The sequence below is a fragment of the uncultured Desulfosarcina sp. genome, assembly GCF_963664155.2.
Classification (GTDB): domain Bacteria; phylum Desulfobacterota; class Desulfobacteria; order Desulfobacterales; family Desulfosarcinaceae; genus Desulfosarcina.
Genome location: NZ_CAXXXH010000001.1, coordinates 1378647 through 1395753, shown reverse-complemented (window position 1 = coordinate 1395753; position 17107 = coordinate 1378647). Strand labels below are relative to the sequence as shown.

Annotated in this window: 15 protein-coding genes; all 15 read left to right on the top strand. The window is 58.0% G+C overall.

What is annotated here, in order from left to right; genetic code table 11:
- Nucleotides 1-114 precede the first annotated feature (114 nt).
- The 15 genes from ACHZBS_RS06205 (at nucleotide 115) to ACHZBS_RS06135 (ending at nucleotide 17091) form a co-directional block, all read left to right on the top strand.
- Nucleotides 115-1746, top strand: a complete 1632-nt coding sequence (locus ACHZBS_RS06205; protein WP_319405655.1) for an AMP-binding protein — start codon at nucleotides 115-117, stop codon at nucleotides 1744-1746.
- A 195-nt stretch (nucleotides 1747-1941) separates the two neighbouring features.
- Entirely contained in the window at nucleotides 1942-2718 is a 777-nt protein-coding gene (locus ACHZBS_RS06200; protein WP_319405654.1) for an enoyl-CoA hydratase-related protein, read from the top strand.
- A 531-nt stretch (nucleotides 2719-3249) separates the two neighbouring features.
- Entirely contained in the window at nucleotides 3250-7278 is a 4029-nt protein-coding gene (locus ACHZBS_RS06195) for a response regulator (protein WP_319405653.1), read from the top strand.
- A gap of 17 nt (nucleotides 7279-7295) precedes the next feature.
- Entirely contained in the window at nucleotides 7296-7697 is a 402-nt protein-coding gene (locus tag ACHZBS_RS06190; protein ID WP_319405652.1) for a response regulator, read from the top strand.
- Between the two features lie 277 nt (nucleotides 7698-7974).
- Nucleotides 7975-8382, top strand: a complete 408-nt coding sequence (locus tag ACHZBS_RS06185) for a thioesterase family protein (RefSeq protein WP_319405651.1) — start codon at nucleotides 7975-7977, stop codon at nucleotides 8380-8382.
- A gap of 2 nt (nucleotides 8383-8384) precedes the next feature.
- Nucleotides 8385-10127 (top strand): DegV family protein, encoded by a 1743-nt coding sequence (locus tag ACHZBS_RS06180; RefSeq protein WP_319405650.1) that lies wholly within the window; start codon nucleotides 8385-8387, stop codon nucleotides 10125-10127.
- A 162-nt stretch (nucleotides 10128-10289) separates the two neighbouring features.
- A complete protein-coding gene (locus ACHZBS_RS06175) occupies nucleotides 10290-10592 on the top strand; it encodes a TRL domain-containing protein (protein ID WP_319405649.1) in 303 nt (100 codons plus the stop codon).
- Complete coding sequence (locus tag ACHZBS_RS06170; protein WP_319405648.1) at nucleotides 10582-11004, top strand: hypothetical protein; 423 nt, start codon at nucleotides 10582-10584, stop codon at nucleotides 11002-11004. Before ACHZBS_RS06175 ends, ACHZBS_RS06170 begins: the two co-directional genes overlap by 11 nt.
- Nucleotides 11001-11762, top strand: coding sequence for a glycosyltransferase family 2 protein (locus ACHZBS_RS06165; protein WP_319405647.1), 762 nt, complete (start codon nucleotides 11001-11003; stop codon nucleotides 11760-11762). Before ACHZBS_RS06170 ends, ACHZBS_RS06165 begins: the two co-directional genes overlap by 4 nt.
- A 4-nt stretch (nucleotides 11763-11766) precedes the next feature.
- Nucleotides 11767-12642, top strand: coding sequence for a lysophospholipid acyltransferase family protein (locus ACHZBS_RS06160; protein WP_319405646.1), 876 nt, complete (start codon nucleotides 11767-11769; stop codon nucleotides 12640-12642).
- A gap of 119 nt (nucleotides 12643-12761) precedes the next feature.
- Complete coding sequence (locus ACHZBS_RS06155; protein ID WP_319405645.1) at nucleotides 12762-13016, top strand: phosphopantetheine-binding protein; 255 nt, start codon at nucleotides 12762-12764, stop codon at nucleotides 13014-13016.
- 90 nt (nucleotides 13017-13106) lie between these two features.
- Nucleotides 13107-14345: a beta-ketoacyl synthase N-terminal-like domain-containing protein gene (locus ACHZBS_RS06150; RefSeq protein WP_319405644.1), complete on the top strand. Its 1239-nt coding sequence runs from the start codon at nucleotides 13107-13109 to the stop codon at nucleotides 14343-14345.
- Between the two features lie 134 nt (nucleotides 14346-14479).
- Nucleotides 14480-15262 carry a lysophospholipid acyltransferase family protein gene (locus ACHZBS_RS06145; protein WP_319405643.1) on the top strand — a complete coding sequence of 261 codons (783 nt, stop codon included), beginning with the start codon at nucleotides 14480-14482 and terminating at the stop codon, nucleotides 15260-15262.
- Nucleotides 15263-15292: 30 nt separating this feature from the next.
- Entirely contained in the window at nucleotides 15293-16783 is a 1491-nt protein-coding gene (locus ACHZBS_RS06140; protein ID WP_319405642.1) for a B12-binding domain-containing radical SAM protein, read from the top strand.
- A gap of 56 nt (nucleotides 16784-16839) precedes the next feature.
- Complete coding sequence (locus ACHZBS_RS06135) at nucleotides 16840-17091, top strand: hypothetical protein (RefSeq protein WP_319405641.1); 252 nt, start codon at nucleotides 16840-16842, stop codon at nucleotides 17089-17091.
- Nucleotides 17092-17107: the final 16 nt, after the last annotated feature.

Sequence of the window (17107 nt, the reverse complement as noted above, 5' to 3'; positions counted from 1 at the left end):
AACAGGCTTGATAATTACATCCCTGGCCCCTGCACCCGGCAACCTTGCCGATGGTGGGACACACCGTCGTCGCCGGTATCCTTGCAACGATTCAAACAGAGAGGCGGAAAGACCATGACCCAACTGCCCAACATGACCGATTATGACATCGAATACAGCCGTTTCACCTGGCAGGTACCCGATTTTTACAACTTTGCCGGCGACGTGATCGATCGCTGGGCCGAAAATCCGGACAAGCTGGCCATGCTCTGGGTGGATGACGCCGGCACGGAAATCAAAAAGACCTTCGCGGACGTCGGCCGGGCCTCCCGTCAGGTCGCCAATGTCCTGGCCGACGGCGGCGTGAAACCCGGTGACGTGGTCATGATGGTGCTGCCGAGAAACATCGAGTGGTGGGAAGCATTCACCGCCTGTATCCGCATGGGTGCCGTGGTGGCCCCGGGCACCACTCAACTGACCGCCAAGGACCTCAAATACCGGGCCACCACCTCGGAGGCCGTCTGCATCATCACCAACCCGGAGATCGCCGCCCGGTTCGATGAGGTGGCCGCCGCGTGTCCCACGGTCAAGAGCAAAATCGTCATCACCCAGGCCAGAGACGGCTGGACGTTCTACACCGATGCGGTGAGCGCCGCGCCGGCTGATTTCGAGACCGCCAGGACCAGAAGCGACGACAACTGCATCGTCTATTTCACTTCCGGCACCACGGGTTTTCCCAAGATGGCCCTTCATACCCACGCTTCCTACCCCATCGGCCACCAGGTAACCGGCAAATACTGGCTGGACCTCAAACCCGAGGACATGCACTGGAATATCAGCGATACCGGCTGGGCCAAGGCCGCCTGGAGCAGCTACTTCGGCCCCTGGAGCCAGGGGGCGGCCCAGTTCATCCACCATACTGATCGTTTCGACCCCCTCACCACGCTGGACCTGCTGGCCAGGTACCCCGTGACCACCATGTGCGGCGCCCCCACCATCTATCGCATGCTGGTGCTCCAGGACCTGAGCCGGTTCACCTTCCCCTCCCTGCGCCACTGCGTGGGCGCTGGCGAACCCTTGAACCCCGAGATCATCGAGGTATGGAAAAAGGCCACCGGCTGCACGATCCGCGACGGCTACGGCCAGACCGAAACCGTCTGCCTGTGCGGCAGTTTTCCCTGCATCGAGCCGCGCTTCGGCTCCATGGGCAAGCCCACCCCCGGCATTACCCTGAAGGTCATCGACGACCAGGGCAACGTGCTGCCCCCCAACACCGAGGGGGACATTGCCGTGGCGGTCAAGCCCGAACGTCCCGTGGGGCTGTTCAAGGAGTACTGGAAAGAGCCGGACCGCACCGCGGCCAGCTACCGCAACGGTTGGTATCTTACCGGCGACCGGGCCTACGTGGACGAAGACGGATATTTCTGGTTCGTGGGCCGGGCCGACGACGTGATTCTTACGTCCGGATACCGGATCGGCCCCTTCGAGGTGGAAAGCGCCCTGATCGAGCATCCGGCGGTGGCCGAATCGGCCGTGGTGTCCAGTCCGGACCCCACCCGCGGTGAAGTCGTCAAGGCTTTCGTCATCCTGGCTCCCGGGTTCGAGGGCAGCGACGCCCTGGCCAGGGAACTTCAGGACCACGTGAAAAAAGTCACGGCACCCTACAAATACCCCCGCAAAATCGATTTCGTGACCGAACTGCCCAAGACCGTCAGCGGCAAGATCCGCCGCATCGAACTCCGGGATGCGGAATGGGGCAAGCGCTGAAACGGGTGGGTTTTTCATTCATTGCCGGTTTTTAAAAAAGGGAGGCATCCGCCTCCCTTTTCTGGTATACAGGGGAAAACTGGGCAACGGATCCGATCCGGATGCACCCGGTGGCGGCTTTTCAACCGGCGGCCATCGGACCCAACGCTGTGCTGCATGAATGTTTTAACCCATCACCGCCAAAGGAGGATTGAAATGGCCGAAACCGTTATTGTCGACATCCTGGAGAATCACATCGGCGAAATCACCCTGAACCGTCCGGACAGCCTCAATACCTTTACCCTGACCCTGGCATCCGAACTCACCGCCGCATTGCTTCAACTGGAGGGCGATTCGGCGGTGCGGGTGATTATCCTCAAAGGTGCGGGCAAGGCCTTTTGCGCGGGCATTGATGTGAGCGATTTCTTCGGCAAGAGCACCATGGAATACCAGGCGTGGATCGAATGCATGGAGACCCCCCTGGTGACCATCAGCCGCATGAAAAAACCGGTGGTTGCCCAGGTACACGGCGTGGCAGCGGCCAATGGGGCCGGCCTGGTCGCCGCCTGCGATCTGGCCATTGCCGCCGACAACGCCCGCATGGGCCTGACCGCCATCAATGTGGGCCTCAACTGCGTGGGGCCAGTGATCCCGGTGACGCGCTCCGTGGGCCGTAAGCGGGCCATGGAAATGCTGCTTTACGGGGAGTTGCTCAAGGCTCCGGCAGCCCTGGACATGGGGCTGATCAACAAGGTGGTGCCGGCGGCCGACCTGGAGATGGAAGCCCGGCGCTGGGCTACCGTGCTGGCCGACAAGAGCCCCGTTGCCGTTCAGAACGCCAAGTCGGCTTTCTATGCCGCCGCCGACCTGAATTACGACAAAGCGTTTGCCTATATGAACGAGGCCTTTGCCCGGCTGTGCTCCACCGAAGACGCCAAAGAGGGGGTTTCGGCCTTTCTGGAAAAGCGCCAGCCGACATGGCAGGAAAAGTAGCGGCGCCCGGCTGAAGATCGATCGGTTGGCCGGGTGTGAAAGGCCAACCCCCCTTTGCGGCGGTTGGCCTTTTTCCATATGCACGTGCGCCGGCGACGGATTGCGGCGGCTTATTTTAAGTTGATACGGACAGCATTGATCCTCCCCGGGTGTCATGCCCGGATCACGATTAACCCGTTGAGGCCCGGAAGTTGCGGAACTAGTCGGGGCTGATGGCGAAGGCGCTTTCCGCATCAGTAAAATCAAGGTTAAAAACCAGGTCGTACTCGCCCATGACCGCAACCATCGGCACCACCTTCCCCCCGTTGGCTTTAGTCCCCGATTATGCACTGACCGATTCCCTTGCCTTCCGCTAAATTCATCCCTTCAAGAAAACAGACATGATGCCGATAGTAGCGTTGTGTGGCGAAAGCAATTTGGCCTTTTGCCCAGGCAGGCATCCATTTTTGGACACCGGGTTGAACCGTGAAAGCGACTGCATCGACCGCTGCCTGCAGAGATGTTCTTTAACGAACTGAGACACGAGGGGTTATGCGTCAAAAGGAATTGAGATATTCATCGGCAGCAGTAGAAAAAATTCATGCATACCAGCTTGCCTGCCCGGAGACCGGCCTGCCGATTGTTCGCCAGGCGGATTGGCTTTATGTCTCAAAGCAGCATGCCTACACCACGGGGGTGATTGCAGGCGTTTTGATTACGACCAAGGCAACGGGTTATACGGACCTTGCTGGGGTGCAGAAATATTGCCGCATTATGGACGGCATCTTTGCCGCCAAACCGCATGAGAATCACAAATATATTCTTCTGGAAGATTATTCCGAACTGAAGGGGGCTGATTCCGCCGCACGGAAAACGTACATCGACTATTTTGCCAAACAGGACCGTCATCTTCTGGCCGTGATTTTTTATAACACGACTTTCCAGATGAACCTGAGTGTGCGGCTGGGCAGAGCCCTGCACATCATGAATTTCAATGTCGAGTTGCTGGATACCTATGAACTGGCCCTGAAAAGAGCCGGGGAGTTGCTCGGTGTCGATTTTTTCCGATTGCCCGAACGGCCGGCTCAAAAAAACGCGCCCTTGCCGGTCGCTTCACCCCGGGGATTTTCCAGGGGACTCCACTTTGACGATTTTCATTTTTCCGTGGAGGTAATCCAGCCGAATATCATCCACTGTGTCGCAAAGGGCGTCTTAACGCAGGAATACATAGCGCCCATTTTCGAAGCCCAGCGGGAAGCCATACGTGCCCTGGGTCCGGGCGACCGCTCTTTTTACCTGGTGCACGGTGTCGAGGGAACCGGCGTAAAGGATTTAAGCACCCGAAAGCAGCACCTGAAAGGCTTCAAATCCCTCTACAAGGAATCCCCTTTCCAGCAGCTTGTCATCTATGGCGCCAATCGATTCCTTCGGGCAGCCATTCTGATGGGCATCAGTTTCGTGCCCTTTGGTGTCCGATTGGTAGACGATTTTACCGAGGCCACCGATTTGGTCAGCCTGGACCGGCAGGGGAAAACGGCTTCGGATGCCAACGATCCGGGAAAACCGTCCGACCGATTCATGTCGGCCGAAGGCACCACGCAGGATTATGTCGATGACCTGATGCATTTTGTCGGGCGTATCGAATGGGAGAAGGCCGGCGTGGGAAGTCGCCTTGAAATCGATCCGTCCCATCCGTTTCTGCCCGTTTTTGACGCTATTTCGATGATTAAAGACGACCTTGACGGGTTGTTCAAATCCCGCCAGACCGCAGAGAAACGGCTGAAGGAGAGCGAAAAGAAATACAGGACGATCCTGGAGGAGATCAACGATGCCTTCTTTGAGGTGGATCTCAAAGGACACATCACTTTCTGCAACCGGGCGCTCTGTGATCTTGTCAAAATCGGCCGGGATGAAATTCTGGGCATGAACTATAGTGCATTTGTGGATGAAGGCAATATTTCCGGTGTCGTCGACATGTTTTCCCGCGTATATAAAACCGGGCTGCCGGAAAAGGCCGTTTACTATGTCCTCACCCGGCAGGACGGCACGGTGGTTCACGTAGAAACGTCCGCTTCCATAAAAAACGACAGCGAGGGGGAACCCGTCGGCTTCCGAGGCATCGTCAAGGATATTACCCACCGCAAACAGATCGAAGCAGAGCTGGTCCAGCATCGTGACAACCTCAAGGGCATGGTAGCGGACCAGACCTCCCAGCTTCGGCGCTCAAAAGCCGTGCTGCAGACAATCCTGGATTCCATGCCTTATGGCGTGGTCATTGTCGGCATCGACAAAGTGATTCGTTATGCCAATCAATCCGCGCTTTCCCTGATGGGCTACGAAACACAGGAAGCGGTTCAGGGGCAGGTCTGTCACGATACCTTCAGCCCCTCAAAAACGGGTGAATGCCCGGTGATGGATGAAGGCCGGGAAATGGACCGGTGCGAGTGGGTCCTCAAGACCCGCTCCGGAGAAACGATTCCCATTCTGAACAGCGTTATTCAACTGACCCTTGACGATGAGCCGGTGCTGTTGAAGACATTCATTGACATCACGGACCGCAAACGTGCCGAACAGGAACTGCACCAATCGAAAATTACTGCCGAGGCGGCCAACGTCGCCAAGGGCCAGTTCCTTGCCAATATGAGCCACGAGATTCGCACCCCGCTGAACGGCATCATCGGCATGGCCGAGCTAGCCATGGATACGACGCTTACGGCGGAGCAGCGCAAGATCATCGAAACCATCGATAAGGAATCCAGCCACCTCCTTGAAATGATCAACACCGTTCTCGATTTCTCCAAGATCGAAGCCGGAAAATTTCAACTCGACAACACGCCCTTTGACCTCCGGCGGCTTATCGAAGATTTAACCAGCAGCATTGCCATGCGAGCGAAAAACAACGGGTTGGAGTTTGCCTCGTTCGTCTCTCCGGGTGTTCCCTCGCGTCTGATCGGCGATCCGGGAAGGCTCCGCCAGGTGTTGAACAACCTGGCCGGCAACGCATTGAAATTTACTGAAGCCGGCGAGATCATTATACGGGCGAAAACGGTACAGGATCGGGGAAACCACGTCAGGGTTCACTTCGAAGTTACCGATACGGGAATCGGCATCCCCTTGGATCGCCAGGAATCCATTTTCGAGGGGTTCACCCAGGCCGACGGGTCAACCACGCGCAAGTATGGCGGCACCGGCCTCGGGACGACCCTCTCCAAGCAACTGGTCGAAATGATGGGTGGAGAGATCGGTCTGGTCAGCGACCCGGGCAAAGGATCCACCTTCTGGTTCACGGCGGTATTTGAAAAAGCACCCGAGAAAAATTCGGCCCGGCAGCCAAGTGAAAATGGAATTTCCGGCCTGAAGGTAATGGTCGTCGATGACATCGAGGTTGCCAGAATGATCATCATGGAATACCTTACTCTGTTCGGATGCGAGGTCCACGAGTGCGACGGCTCCATAGCGGCCTTGAACGGATTAGAAGCCGCGGTTGCATCGTCGCGCCCGTTTGACCTGCTGGTATCGGATATTCGTATGCCTGAAATGGACGGATTCGGGTTAGCCGCCAGGATAAGAGCCCATGACGACCTGAAGGAGATTCCGATTATTCTCCTTTCCGGAATTGGCACCATCGGTGACGGTGAAAAATGCCGTCAACATGGTGTTAACGCGTATCTGCACAAACCCGTCAAGATGGCCGAGCTCGAACAGGCCATCAAGTTGATCTGTGGATTCTGCCAGGGGACCGATCCGGCATCGAGACGGCTGGTGACCCGGCATTCGATTGTTGAGAACAGAAATCAACCTGTTCGTATACTTTTGGTCGAAGATTATCCGACCAATCAGCAGGTTGCGTTGAACCATCTTCGCCACGCCGGCTTCCTGGTCGATCTGGCCGAAAATGGCCAGGAGGCGGTGAGGGCATACGAATGCAATGAATACAGTATGATATTAATGGACATCCAGATGCCTGTCATGGATGGGTATATGGCCACAAGCACCATCCGGAAGATGGAAGCGGTCAAGACGGGGGACGGCACTGAAACCTGCCGTATCCCTATTATCGCGATGACTGCCCATTCGCTCGAAGGGGACCGTGAGAAGTGCCTCAGCGCCGGGGCCGACGACTATATCTCCAAACCGCTGAAAAAGGACAAGCTGCTTTCCATGGTGGCCAAGTGGGTTGATCCCGCGCATCCGCTGCCCGCCGTGTCCATTTCTTCAGCGAATAAAACGCATCACGATCCGGATGCGGCGCCAATGGACTATGTGCGAGCGCTTGAAGAGTTCGACAATGACAGGGAATTTTTGATGGAAGTCCTAACCGGATTCCTTACAAACGTGACCGGCCAGATTGAAACATTGCGCGAAGCGGTGGCTAACGGGGAGGCAGATACCGTCATCAGCGAATCCCACTCCATCAAAGGGGGTGCCTCCAACCTGACGGCCGATGCGCTGGCCCGCGCGGCGGCCGACCTTGAGAAGGACGGCAAGACCGGGGTATTGACACAAGCAAACGAAAAAGTTGAGAATTTGAAAAAAGAACTCCAGCGGATCGAAGCCTTTGCCCAATTGCTGGTCGCATAATGGTTCAGGGGGTGCCGATGAAAATGTTGGTCGTGGACGATGAGTTGGTCAGCCGAAAAAAAATGGAAAAGATCCTGCAGCACTACGGCGTGTGCCATGCCGTTGACAGCGGCAAGGCGGCTATTGAGGCGTACACGCAAGCACTGTTAATCCGGGAACCGTTTGACCTGATCACCCTTGACGTATCGATGCCGGGCATGGGGGGGACGGAAGTGCTTTTAATGATACGGATATTGGAACGCAAGAATTCCATTCCCAAAGACAAGCAGGTTAAGATACTGATGGTAACCTCCCATGCCGATCAGGAAACCGTCATGGCCAGCATCGAGGCTGGATGCGATGATTACATCAAAAAACCGTTTTCATTGGAGCGGGTTACCCGGAAACTGAACAAAATAGGTTTAACCACACCGACTTAGGCGCCATGAAATCGATTTCAAAACATCCGCTTGCGTTCAGGTAACCGGTGACGGCTGATGAAAAAGGATAATAAGGTATGATGCGCTGTTTTCTTAACACATAAAATCGGCCGTTCCCATTGCCGGTGGCCTGAAGGATTCCGGCCGGGCCGTTTCCGTAGGTTGTAGCCCTGCCGGATCCTGGAATCCGGTTATCCTGTCCCTTTTAGTATTGCTCTGGCCTGTGAATTCCTTTAAAAATAGATCGAATTGAACCTGCCATGCAACAAGGAGATGGATGGCCGTCACCCACGACATTCAGATGAAAGTCCCTTTCCACGATCTGGACCCCATGCAGGTGGTCTGGCACGGCAATTACTTCAAGTACTTTGACGTGGCCCGCTTCGGCCTCTTTGAATCCGTGGGCGTCGATCTTTACGGCTATCTCAAATCCCGGCAAATGGTGTTTCCCATTACCCGGTCCTCCATCAAGCACATCCTGCCGCTGCGGTTTGACGATACCTTCATCTGTCGCGCGACAGTCACTGAAGCCCGCTACAAGATCGCCATGGATTTTGAGATCCGCCGCACAGACACCGGCCAGATCTGCACCCGGGGAAGGGGCGAACAGGTGGCGGTGAAGCTTCCGGACATGACCCTGGAATTCGAAATTCCCCCGGAGATCACCCGGGCACTGGGGGGGTGACCATGGATCGATCCTTCACTCCTCCGGCCTTCATCCGTGCCCTGGTGGCCGGTTGTGAGCGGGTGGCCGCCTGGGCGGACCTGCTGGATGAGATCAACGTCTTTCCCGTTGCCGACGGCGACACGGGCCGCAACCTGAAAATCAGCCTCGGCCCTTTGGGTGGCGCCAAGAGTGTTCCATCCGCGCTTCCCCAGGCGCTGATCCGATCAGCCACGGGTAATTCCGGCAATATCGCCGCCGCGTTTTTTTGCCGGTTTCTGACGGAAGCGGAATCCGGCGGAATGCCGCCTTCGTTCGCCGCCGGCAGGGATGCCGCGTGGCATGCCGTGGCCGATCCCAAACCCGGCACCATGCTGACCCTGTTCGACGCCCTGGTCCAGGCCACGGAGAACTGGCCGGCCCGTATTTTCAAGCACGATGTCGACGGCATCGTCGACCATCTGGACGGGGCCGTGCGCTCAACAATGGAACTGCTTCCGGAACTGAAACGGGCCGGCGTGGTGGACGCCGGTGCCCTGGGCATGTTCATCTTCTTCGAAGGTTTTTTCTGCCGGCTGGAAAGCGAGACGGCGGATATGATGCCGGTGACCGAGCGATTTGCCGGCCTGCTGGATGTGGCGGGCGATATCAAAGGTGGGCAATTTCCGGGGTATTGCGTGAACACGATCATCCGTGCGGCGGATTCAGCCAGACTGGCGCCGGGAACTGCCGGCCTGGGGGAAAGCGTGGTGGCCGTTGCGGACGGACATCGTCTCCGGCTTCACCTCCACACCCGCAATCAGCAGGCAACCCGGTCGCGGATCGAGACCCTCGGAGAAATTGTCGATTGGCAGGTGGAACCCATGGACCCCCGTGGCGCCATTTCGTTTTCCAGGGGTGATAGTCAATCGGTTCACGTGATGACCGACGCGGCCGGCTCCATTACCCGGGAGGAGGCCCGTGTGCTGGGCATCACCCTGCTGGACAGTCAGCTGGTGGTGGACGATCGCAGCGTTCCGGAAACCCTGTTCGAGGCACCCCGGATGTACCGGGCCATGGCTGCCGGCCGGCGGGTATCCACTGCCCAAGCCTCCGTTTTCCAGAAGCATCAAAGCTACCAGAGCGTACTGGGCCGCCATGATGCTGTGCTGTACCTGACCGTGGGATCGGTTTATACGGGCAATTTTGCCACTGCCAGCGACTGGCGGGAGACGCGCGGCATGGCAGACCGTTTCATGGTGATGGATACCGGCGCCGCATCCGGCCGGTTAGGCCTTATCGCCAGGATGGTAGCCCGGTTTTCCCGGTCGGGAGAGCCGCTGAAGGTCGTGGCGGCGTTTGCCCGCCAGGCCATCGACGGCTGCGGTGAGCTTATTTTTCTGGATCAGCTCAAATTTCTGGCCGCCGGCGGACGGATCTCCACCTCCAAGGGCTTTTTCGGCGACCTGTTCGGCATCAAGCCGGTGATCAGTCCTACAGCCGACGGTGCCGCCAGGGTGGGCACGGTCAGAAAGCGCGCCGACCAGCTCTCTTTTGCATTGGGGTATTTGAAGCAGCGGTTTTCGCCGGACCGTCGGTTGACTATCCTGCTGCAGTTTTCCGACAACGAGCAGCGGGTTCAAGAAGCCATTGGGCCTGAAATTCAGATGCAATTCCCGCAGGCGGCGATCACCGTCAGCCGTCTTTCCCTGACCGCCGGGGCGCATATGGGGCCGGGGACGTGGGGGGTGGCGTTTTGCCCTGATTTAGCTGGTGCCCATCCATAATTGGCAGGTTGCGGCCCAGGCCGGCGTTCTCACATTTGCGCAATCCTCGACGTAGCGCTGCTACGCCTGTGGTTGCGAAAACGCTGCGGCCTTGGCCTGAGCCCTAACCTGCCAATTCTGAATGGGCACGGATAAAGAAGAAAATAATCAAGAGGATCACTTATGAAACAGACCCGAATGGTAGTGGTGCTGATCGTTGCAGCCGGCCTGATGGTCCTTTCCGGCTGCGCTTATGTGAATGTGAAATCTCCCCTGGATTTGGATCTTGACCGGACCACCCTGGGTGAAAAGACGGGGGTGGCCGAGGCGCGCAGCCTGTTGTGGCTGTTTGCCTGGGGCGATGCCAGTTATGCCGCCGCCGCCGCCAACGGCGGCATCACCACCCTGCGGCATGCGGATCAGGAGGTCTTCAACGTCCTGTTCGGTCTCTATACCCGCTGGCGGGTGGTGGTTTATGGCGACTGATTCAAGACTGCCGGCCCGTTCGGGAATCGTCGGGTTCCTGGCGGCTGTGGTGGCCATGCTGGTGGGCCTGTCCGGCTGCGGTACGGGGCCGCTGGTGGGCCTGGTCTACACCCACGTGAAGCTGCCCCTGACGCTGGACCTGAAGTCCACGCCGATGTCGGCACACCCGCCCGGTTCCGACCGCATCATCGAGATCAAAGAGCCGTTCACCGGTCTGGGCATGTATGCCCGGGTGAACTCCAATGCCCTTGGCGACATCGCCCGGCAAAACGGTGTTGACCCCCTATACTTTGCCGATCAGGAGGTGTTCAGCATCCTGGGCATCTGGAAGACCCAGCGTGTCTTTCTCTACGGGGAGACCGCCGGCGTACCTTTACGGCACGAAGACGGCGCAACCACAACAGGCCCATGACCACCGACCCGGCATCCGCTGAAAACCGGCCCGGTAAACCCCGGTTTGCCGTGATCATTCCCACTTACAACCACGGCGATCGGGTCACCGCGGTGGCGCGCCAGGCGATGTCGCTGGGATGCCCCGTCTTCGTGGTGGATGACGGCTCCACCGACAATACGGCATCCCTGTTGAGATCCGTTCCCGGCATCCGCCTGCTGGCCCATCCGCTGAACCGGGGAAAAGGGGCCGCCCTGGTTACCGGCATGCGTGCGGCCGCCGGGATCGCGGATTACGCCGTCACCATCGATGCCGATGGCCAGCACGACCCCGCGGAGGCCCTGAACCTGATGGCGGCCATCCCCGCCAACCGGCGGGTCATCGTGGCCGGCCGCCGCGAAATGGCCGACGCCCCGTGGACCAGCCGCAAGGGCCGGGCCTTTTCCAATTTCTGGGTGCGGGTGTCCGGCGGCCCCAGGCTGGACGACTCCCAGAGCGGATTCCGGATTTACCCGCTGCCCGAAACGATTGACCTGGGTGTCGTTGCCAGACGGTACCAGTTCGAAGTGGAGGTGCTGGTCAGGGCCGCGTGGCAGGGGATTCCGGTGGTAGAGGTGACCATCTCCGCTGACTACGGGTCGTCGCTTCCCCGGATCTCTCATTTTCACCCGTTCGTCGATTTTATGCGCAATGTCGGCGTCTTCAGCCGGCTGATCACCCGCCGGGTCTTCACGCCGACCCTGTGGCCCCCCGTCGGTAGACGCGTTCGGTCCGGTTAATCTTATGAAAGCCCTCTTCTATCGACTCCTTTCCCTGTTGACCCGTCTGTTGGGGCTGTGGTTCTTCAGCCTGATTGCGGGAGGCATCGCCGCCGGGTATTTTATTCTCTTTCCCAGGCGGGTGGCGGTGGGCATGCGCTTCTATCGGGCGCTTTTTCCCGGAAAAAGCCGGGCCTATCACCGCTGGTGTACGTTTCGCCAGTTCCTGGATTTCACCCACGTGTTCCGGGATCGCCTGCTGCTGTCCGATCCGGGGAAAATCACCACTGAATTCGACGGGTGGGAGCGTCTGCGGGATGCCATGGAGCGCCGGGGCGGCATTCTGCTCATGTCCCACATGGGCAACTGGGAGGTGGCGGCCAGGTTGCTCAAAAAGACGCTTCCGGACCTGAAATTGTTGCTTTTCATGGGCGTCAAACAGAAAGAACAGATCGAAGGCCTGCAGAAGCGGACTGTCCGCGGGAGCGATATCCACATCGTCGGTGTGGATGATGCCGGTGGGTCCCCCTTCGATATCGTCGAAGGCATCCGGTTTCTCCGCGACGGCGGCCTGGTATCCATCACCGGGGATCGGGTATGGCAGGCGGACCAGCGAACCATTGCGGTCCGATTCCTGGGGCAGACCGTCCGTCTGCCCGTGGCGCCTTATGTTCTGGCGATGGCCGCCGGTTCCCCCCTGTTTGTCTTTTTCGCCGTGCGCACCCAGAAATTCCACTACCGGTTTTCCGCCTCGCCGCCCCTTCATGTGCCGGCAGCAGACCGCATCCAGCGTGAATCCGTTATGACCCGGGCCGCCCAGCAGTACGCCGATCTGCTGGAAGACGCCGTTCGGCGCCATCCTTTCCAGTGGCACCATTTCGAGCCGTTTCTGGACCTTTAGCGTCAATGATTCACCATCGGATTTCAATATTTGTCATCTTTTTCGCTCTCTCTTTGAATTATCCCTGGTTTTGTAGTAGAAAGCGGGCTCACTGATTTTACCGACAGGATGTTTGCCGAATGACACGCGACGAGATTGAAAAAGCGATTATCAGAATTTTTACCGATCAATTCGAAATTGAAAATCCGGGATTGGACGACAACCTGCGCGAAATCCACGAATTTGACAGCATCGATGCGATCGAACTGCTGCGCGAAATCGAGATCCTGCTGGGTGTCCAGTTGACCCGTGAACAGAAAAAGGCCGCCATGGAGATCCGTACCATCAACCAGATCGTGGACTATGTGGTGGGGCTGGACGAAAAGGCCGAATGATCGATTGGGTATTGAGGGATGGGTAGAATCCCTACCGGATCCAACACCCAATCCCTTTCAACGCAATAAACCAAATAAATCGAAACTGTTATGGAGCGACGAGTCGTCATCACCGGCGGGTCGGCCATCACCCCCATCGGCAGCACCCGGGCCGAAATCATCAGGCACCTGACCCAGGGCCTGTCCGGGGTCCGCAAGATGAAGGACGACGAACTGCTGGTGGAACATATCCACTGCCAGGTCTTCGGCACGGTGTCCGATCCGCCGCCGTTCGACTTTGAACGGCGGGACCGCAAGACCATGGGGCCGGTGGCCTACTACGCCTGCCAGGTGGCCAAGGATGCCCTGGCCCAGTCGGGCCTGTCGGATGAATTCATCCGCAGCGGCCGGTTGGGGGTGGCCTTCGGCTCCACCCATGGCAGCCCCACGGTCCAACGGGACATCTACCGCACCTTTTTCAGCGACGATTCCTCCAAACTGCACAACGTCGGGGCCGTGGATTATCTTAAATCCATGGTGCACACCACGGCGGTGAACATCACCAAGATGTTCGGCATCCGGGGGCGGGTGATCAGCTCTTCCACCGCCTGCACCACTTCCAGCCAGTCCATCGGGTTCGGCTACGAGGCCGTGAAATATGGGCTACAAGACGCCATGCTCTGCGGCGGCGCCGACGAATACGACACGACCACGGTGGCGGTGTTCGACAACCTGCTGGCCTGTTCAACGGATTTCAACGACACCCCGCATCTGACTCCCCGACCCTTCGACAAGCGGCGGGACGGCCTGGTGGTGGGAGAGGGGGCCGGGGCCGTGCTGCTGGAAGATCTGGCGTCAGCCCAAAAGCGCGGAGCCGCCATTCTGGGCGAAGTGATCGGTTTTTCCTGTTACAACAACGGCGGCGATCTCATCCTGCCCAACCGGGAGGGCATCACCCTGGCCATCGAGCAGGGGTTGGCCAATGCCCGCATTGAGGCCGCGGACGTGGACTGGATCAGCGCCCACGCGACGGCCACCAAGATGGGAGATGTCACCGAGGCCCAGTCCATCGCCGCCGTTTATGGCAACCGGCCCCGGGTCACCGGATTGAAAAGCTATATGGGGCATACCATGGGATCCTGCGGGGCCATCGAAACCCTTATCGCCCTGTATCAGATGGCAGAGGGGTTCATTGCCCCCACCTTGCACCTGGAAGCGGTGGACGACCGATGTGCCATGCTCAATCATGTTACCGAACTGGTGGAGGCCCCCATCCACATCGCTTCCATCCAGAATTTCGCTTTCGGCGGCGTCAACACCTGCCTATTCGTGAAACGCTTCTCTGAATGACCTGATGATTCATTATTAAAGCAACTTCTGGTTGGCAGCTTGTTTGAGATTTGGATGTTGTAGTTTGGAATTTATTTGAGATTTGGTGCTTGCGATTTGGGGGTTCCGGTTTGTCCGGGTCAGGTTTTTCAAGTATGCGAAGCCACAGGGAACGAAAATGGTACTATACCCTCAAGGACCTGACGATCACCTTGATCCTGTGGGGCTACTACACGATCGGGTTTGTCATCCTGTTTGCGCCGTTTTACGTCTGTTCGCGGCTTTTTTCAAAAGATGCAACCCAATCCTTTCAGCACCTCAATACCCGTTTTTACCGGTGGTTTTTCGTGCTGCTGCGGTTTCTGGTGCCGGCCTGCCGATGGCGGATGGATCCGGCGGTGAAGACGATTCGGGGCGCGGTGATCGTGGCCAACCACGCTTCCTACCTGGACCCGATCCTGCTCATCTCTTTTTTCCAGCGCCACACCACCATCGCTAAAGCGCGGCTGTTTCACATTCCGTTGTATGGCCGCATGCTGCGTCTTTCCGGTTACATCCCCTCGTCGGCTGATGGGCCTCTGGCCGAGCTGATGCTGGATAGCATGGAAAAGATGCCCGCCTTTCTTGCCGGCGGCGGCAATCTGATTGTTTTCCCCGAAGGCACCCGCAGCCGGGATGGACGAATCGGGCCGCTGAACACGGGTGCCTTCAAGATCGCCCGTCTGTGCAAAGCCCCCATCCATGTGCTATATATGGAAAAAACGGACCGGCTATTTCGGCCGGGCCGGTTTCTTTTCGATACCCGATCGGCCAACACGGTCCGCGTGGAATACCTGACCCGCATCGAACCCCGATATGACGACCCCGGCTTTTCCCTCAACGGGTTGATGGGGCAGGTGCGCAGGGTGCTGGAAGACCGGCAGTTAACGGTGCGATAAGCGATTTACCTGCATTTTCGTGGAGGTGTAATGAAAATCCTGCTCTTGTCCATGCCCGACGTGGCGCCGGTGATTATGCACGAGTCCGCTTTTCATATGCCCAACCTGGGCATCGCCAGCATCGGTGCCAATATCGACGATGGCCACGACGTTCATGTCGTCGACCTGATCCGCAAGCGTCTGGGGCTGAGAAAACACCTGGTGCGCATTTTCAACGCGCTCACGCCCGACCTGGTGGGCCTGTCCACCATGACCTGGCAATACGCCACCTGCGTCAAGATCGTCCGGCTGATCAAACAGCTGCTGCCGTCGGCCAGGATCGTGATCGGCGGCTATCATGCCACCCTCATGGCTGAAGAGATCGCCCAATCCGATGAGGCGCAGGCGATCGATTTCATGGTGCGGGGAGAAGGCGAAGAGGCCTTCCGGCGACTGGTCAATGCGCTGGACGGCAAGGACTGCCTGGCGGATATTCCTTCGCTTTCCTACAAGCATGGCGAGGGTTTCGTCCACAATCCCAAAGGTGATCTGCTGGACCTGTCCCGACTCAAGCTGCCCATCCGTGACAAGCGGCGCCTGACCTGGGGCTACCACATCATGAACCGGCATGTGGAAGTGATGGAAACCTCCCGGGGCTGCACCCGCAACTGCAACTTCTGCAGCATCCGGCATATGTACGGGCGGTCCTTCCGACCCTTTCCCATGCAGCGCATTCTATCGGATATCGACGACATCTACCGCAAGCGCAAGGTTCGCTGGATCTTCGTTTCCGACGACAATCTGGTGCTGGATCCCGAGCGGGTGATCCGGTTGTGCGATGCCATCATCGCCCGGCGCTACCGCAACCTGACTTTCGTGGTTCAGGCCGACTGCGTTACCATGTCCCGGAACGAGAAAATGGTGGAGAAGATGGCCGGGGCCGGCTTCCGGTCGATTTTTTTAGGCATGGAGAATGCCTCAAAAAAGAACCTGGTTGCGGCCAACAAGGGCGACATCCTGGATGCTTCGAAGAAGGCGGTGGAGATCTGCCACAAATACGGCATCATGGTTGTGGGGGGGATGATTTTCGGGTTTCCGGACGATGGGGAGGCCGAGATCATCGAGAATTATCAATTCCTCAAATCCACCGGTGCGGATACCGCCTACTGCCAGATTCTGACCCCCTACCCCAAGACGGGCATCCGCCAACAATTGATAGATCAGGGCCTGGTCACCAACCTCTATGACTATACCCGCTACAACGGCATGTGGGCCAATGTAAAGACCCGGCAGCTCTCTTCCGATCAACTCCAGTACCTCTTCTGGTACCACAACCAGAAGGTCATGGGCTGGTGGAATCCATCCGAACGCATACGGACCCAGGGCCGCTTCTGGACGTCCATCTGGCTATACGCCTTCAAACCCCTGCTGAAGGTGATCATTGCCCGGCAGCAACAACGGATCGGCTGGCGCGGGCGCTTCGAGCAGGAGATAAAAGCCCGGGCGGCGGTGAACCGGTTTGCGGATTTGGATGACCTGTAGGGATGGTGGCGTTTAATCTCTTACAGTTGGGAACCCTAACTTTTTGGAGGGATGCCATGACGATGGAGACCATCCTCTTTAACGACATTACGGTAGGCCAGCTTGTTCCCTGGCTTGCAGCCGTGGCCGTGCTTTACGCGGCGCTCAAAATCTACAAGGCGCTGTTCGGTAAAAAAAAGGTGAACCTTCAGCATACCGTCTATTTTGTCTGCAGCAATTGTGGATGGGAAGGCCATATCAGCAAATTCGGTACACGCTGCCCCAAGTGCGACGCCGCTGCGGGGGATTTGGGCGCCGGACAGGGATAACCGGTTTTCACGATAA

Coding starts and splice junctions, on each gene's coding strand:
- ACHZBS_RS06205 (WP_319405655.1), top strand. CDS start 115: ATGACCCAACTGCCCAACATGACCGATTATGACATCGAATACAGCCGT.
- ACHZBS_RS06200 (WP_319405654.1), top strand. CDS start 1,942: ATGGCCGAAACCGTTATTGTCGACATCCTGGAGAATCACATCGGCGAA.
- ACHZBS_RS06195 (WP_319405653.1), top strand. CDS start 3,250: ATGCGTCAAAAGGAATTGAGATATTCATCGGCAGCAGTAGAAAAAATT.
- ACHZBS_RS06190 (WP_319405652.1), top strand. CDS start 7,296: ATGAAAATGTTGGTCGTGGACGATGAGTTGGTCAGCCGAAAAAAAATG.
- ACHZBS_RS06185 (WP_319405651.1), top strand. CDS start 7,975: ATGGCCGTCACCCACGACATTCAGATGAAAGTCCCTTTCCACGATCTG.
- ACHZBS_RS06180 (WP_319405650.1), top strand. CDS start 8,385: ATGGATCGATCCTTCACTCCTCCGGCCTTCATCCGTGCCCTGGTGGCC.
- ACHZBS_RS06175 (WP_319405649.1), top strand. CDS start 10,290: ATGAAACAGACCCGAATGGTAGTGGTGCTGATCGTTGCAGCCGGCCTG.
- ACHZBS_RS06170 (WP_319405648.1), top strand. CDS start 10,582: ATGGCGACTGATTCAAGACTGCCGGCCCGTTCGGGAATCGTCGGGTTC.
- ACHZBS_RS06165 (WP_319405647.1), top strand. CDS start 11,001: ATGACCACCGACCCGGCATCCGCTGAAAACCGGCCCGGTAAACCCCGG.
- ACHZBS_RS06160 (WP_319405646.1), top strand. CDS start 11,767: ATGAAAGCCCTCTTCTATCGACTCCTTTCCCTGTTGACCCGTCTGTTG.
- ACHZBS_RS06155 (WP_319405645.1), top strand. CDS start 12,762: ATGACACGCGACGAGATTGAAAAAGCGATTATCAGAATTTTTACCGAT.
- ACHZBS_RS06150 (WP_319405644.1), top strand. CDS start 13,107: ATGGAGCGACGAGTCGTCATCACCGGCGGGTCGGCCATCACCCCCATC.
- ACHZBS_RS06145 (WP_319405643.1), top strand. CDS start 14,480: ATGCGAAGCCACAGGGAACGAAAATGGTACTATACCCTCAAGGACCTG.
- ACHZBS_RS06140 (WP_319405642.1), top strand. CDS start 15,293: ATGAAAATCCTGCTCTTGTCCATGCCCGACGTGGCGCCGGTGATTATG.
- ACHZBS_RS06135 (WP_319405641.1), top strand. CDS start 16,840: ATGACGATGGAGACCATCCTCTTTAACGACATTACGGTAGGCCAGCTT.